Origin of the sequence: Marinospirillum alkaliphilum DSM 21637 (assembly GCF_900119735.1) — a bacterium.
Taxonomy (GTDB): domain Bacteria; phylum Pseudomonadota; class Gammaproteobacteria; order Pseudomonadales; family Halomonadaceae; genus Marinospirillum; species Marinospirillum alkaliphilum.
The window spans coordinates 325,814-328,818 of the sequence record NZ_FPJW01000003.1 but is presented as its reverse complement, the minus strand read 5'-3'; the positions used below and the strand labels follow the sequence as shown (position 1 = coordinate 328,818).

The 3,005-nt window shown below is 57.3% G+C and carries 1 CRISPR repeat array.

What is annotated here, in order from left to right:
- Positions 1 to 37: 37 nt before the first annotated feature.
- A CRISPR array of direct repeats spans positions 38 to 3,003; the repeat unit is 29 nt; unit sequence CGGTTTATCCCCGCACCTGCGGGGAATCG.
- Positions 3,004 to 3,005 lie beyond the last annotated feature (2 nt).

Genomic DNA, 3,005 nt, shown 5'->3' with positions numbered 1-3,005 from the left:
AATCGATAAACATAACCAGAGCGCGACTTAATCTCCACGGTTTATCCCCGCACCTGCGGGGAATCGTCAACGTGAAAGGATAAACTGCTATGAAAAAACGGTTTATCCCCGCACCTGCGGGGAATCGTTCAACATGTTTCAGGATGGCGGCGCTGTTTGCGGTTTATCCCCGCACCTGCGGGGAATCGTCGGCAATGCCAGCGAAGGATTGGAGGCTGCTCGGTTTATCCCCGCACCTGCGGGGAATCGCACGCAGTTGTTAGACAGGGTTAGATAAAAAGGCGGTTTATCCCCGCACCTGCGGGGAATCGAAAGGACAGGCCACCCACACATGCCGCCACACCGGTTTATCCCCGCACCTGCGGGGAATCGACATGAGTGAGCATCAGGAAGTAAGCCCGGAACGGTTTATCCCCGCACCTGCGGGGAATCGTTGTGTAGCAACTTTTTTCGGCCATGCGGCTGCGGTTTATCCCCGCACCTGCGGGGAATCGATTCCGTTAAACACCTGGCTCCAAAGCAGAAGCGGTTTATCCCCGCACCTGCGGGGAATCGACCATCAGCAGCCACCTCGGCATTGTTGGCTACGGTTTATCCCCGCACCTGCGGGGAATCGCAGCGCGACAAAATTAACAAGCAATACAAAAACGGTTTATCCCCGCACCTGCGGGGAATCGCTTTTGTAGTCTTTTTGTAACCAGCCTTTTGCCGGTTTATCCCCGCACCTGCGGGGAATCGCAAAGCGTGCCGAATCTGTTTCAGCGAACACCCGGTTTATCCCCGCACCTGCGGGGAATCGAGTGGTAGGTTGTATCTGGCATGGCCCGAATTCGGTTTATCCCCGCACCTGCGGGGAATCGAAGTATCCGTCCCTGTCTGCTTCAACTTATCCCGGTTTATCCCCGCACCTGCGGGGAATCGGTCTGACCATTTTGGTGCAACATGGCAACGGGCGGTTTATCCCCGCACCTGCGGGGAATCGTGAGTAATAAAAAAAGGGGCTTTGAAAAACCCCGGTTTATCCCCGCACCTGCGGGGAATCGGCCTGTTCAATGGGCATACCCCAGTCTCGAAACGGTTTATCCCCGCACCTGCGGGGAATCGCCAAGGAGGCGGGCAGCGCTTGCCCTGATACTCGGTTTATCCCCGCACCTGCGGGGAATCGTATTCAAAGACTCGTGGTGGCGCTACTGGTCAGCGGTTTATCCCCGCACCTGCGGGGAATCGATCATCAAAGCCCAGCAGATCAAGGTCAAAATCGGTTTATCCCCGCACCTGCGGGGAATCGACAAGGTGTTCGGGATCATGGCTAAGGCTGATCGGTTTATCCCCGCACCTGCGGGGAATCGTCCTGTTTGTGCGTATTATGGCTGACACGTTCCGGTTTATCCCCGCACCTGCGGGGAATCGCGGAAGACCATATCCGTGTAGATGCCCAACCCCGGTTTATCCCCGCACCTGCGGGGAATCGTCATTTCGCCTCGGCGCACAAATGGCAGGCAACGGTTTATCCCCGCACCTGCGGGGAATCGGTTTCTTTCTCTGGCGGTAAAGACAGCGGGGTCGGTTTATCCCCGCACCTGCGGGGAATCGGAAAGCGACACCAGCTACATGATAGTTGATGGCGGTTTATCCCCGCACCTGCGGGGAATCGGCACCGTACCGGATGGTGTTCGGTTCCTGACTGCGGTTTATCCCCGCACCTGCGGGGAATCGTCACAGATCGGCAGCTTGCGACATGACATACCCGGTTTATCCCCGCACCTGCGGGGAATCGTTCAGTCGAACAGGTTAAATGTTCATCTAAAACGGTTTATCCCCGCACCTGCGGGGAATCGAATACGGAGACAATGCCAGCAAGATTACAGGTCGGTTTATCCCCGCACCTGCGGGGAATCGAGGTTGCCACTTGGACGGGCATATCGGCTGATCGGTTTATCCCCGCACCTGCGGGGAATCGGGATTGCCAGAGCTAACCAGTGTGCTGGTGCGGCGGTTTATCCCCGCACCTGCGGGGAATCGGGGCCTTGCTTTGGATGTGTGCCCATGAAGCACCGGTTTATCCCCGCACCTGCGGGGAATCGGCAGGATTACAAACAAATATAGCTGCTGAAAACGGTTTATCCCCGCACCTGCGGGGAATCGCCCATAAAAGCAGCTATACACGCAGCCCACCGCGGTTTATCCCCGCACCTGCGGGGAATCGATCCCTCATCGCATCAATGCGAGCCTGGAGGGCGGTTTATCCCCGCACCTGCGGGGAATCGATCCCTCATCGCATCAATGCGAGCCTGGAGGGCGGTTTATCCCCGCACCTGCGGGGAATCGGCCTCATCAACAGCAGTGACGACTATCTGCGAGCGGTTTATCCCCGCACCTGCGGTGAATCGTGCTGGATTAGCAAGGCTAACACTGATCTCGCCGGTTTATCCCCGCACCTGCGGGGAATCGGTAAATATGCCCTAACGATCAGCCAGAAAGAAGGCGGTTTATCCCCGCACCTGCGGGGAATCGGGGCATCACGCTGCAAGACGACAACACGGGCGCGGTTTATCCCCGCACCTGCGGGGAATCGCCAGTCTTTCAGCATGAAACCTTATTCGTTCGCGGTTTATCCCCGCACCTGCGGGGAATCGCAGGTACGACATGAGTTACAGGCATAAAAGAGACGGTTTATCCCCGCACCTGCGGGGAATCGTAGGTTTGTGCAAGAGTGGCAGAGAGTTCTACCGGTTTATCCCCGCACCTGCGGGGAATCGCGCATGTCGTCATTGCCGCCACCATCGCCGTTCGGTTTATCCCCGCACCTGCGGGGAATCGCCGCATTTAACTGGCTGGAACCATGGTAATGCCGGTTTATCCCCGCACCTGCGGGGAATCGCTGATACGCCTATCATCGTCATCATGCAAAGGCGGTTTATCCCCGCACCTGCGGGGAATCGACATTGACGGTCAGGGGCAGTCAATCGACCAGCGGTTTATCCCCGCACCTGCGGGGAATCGAA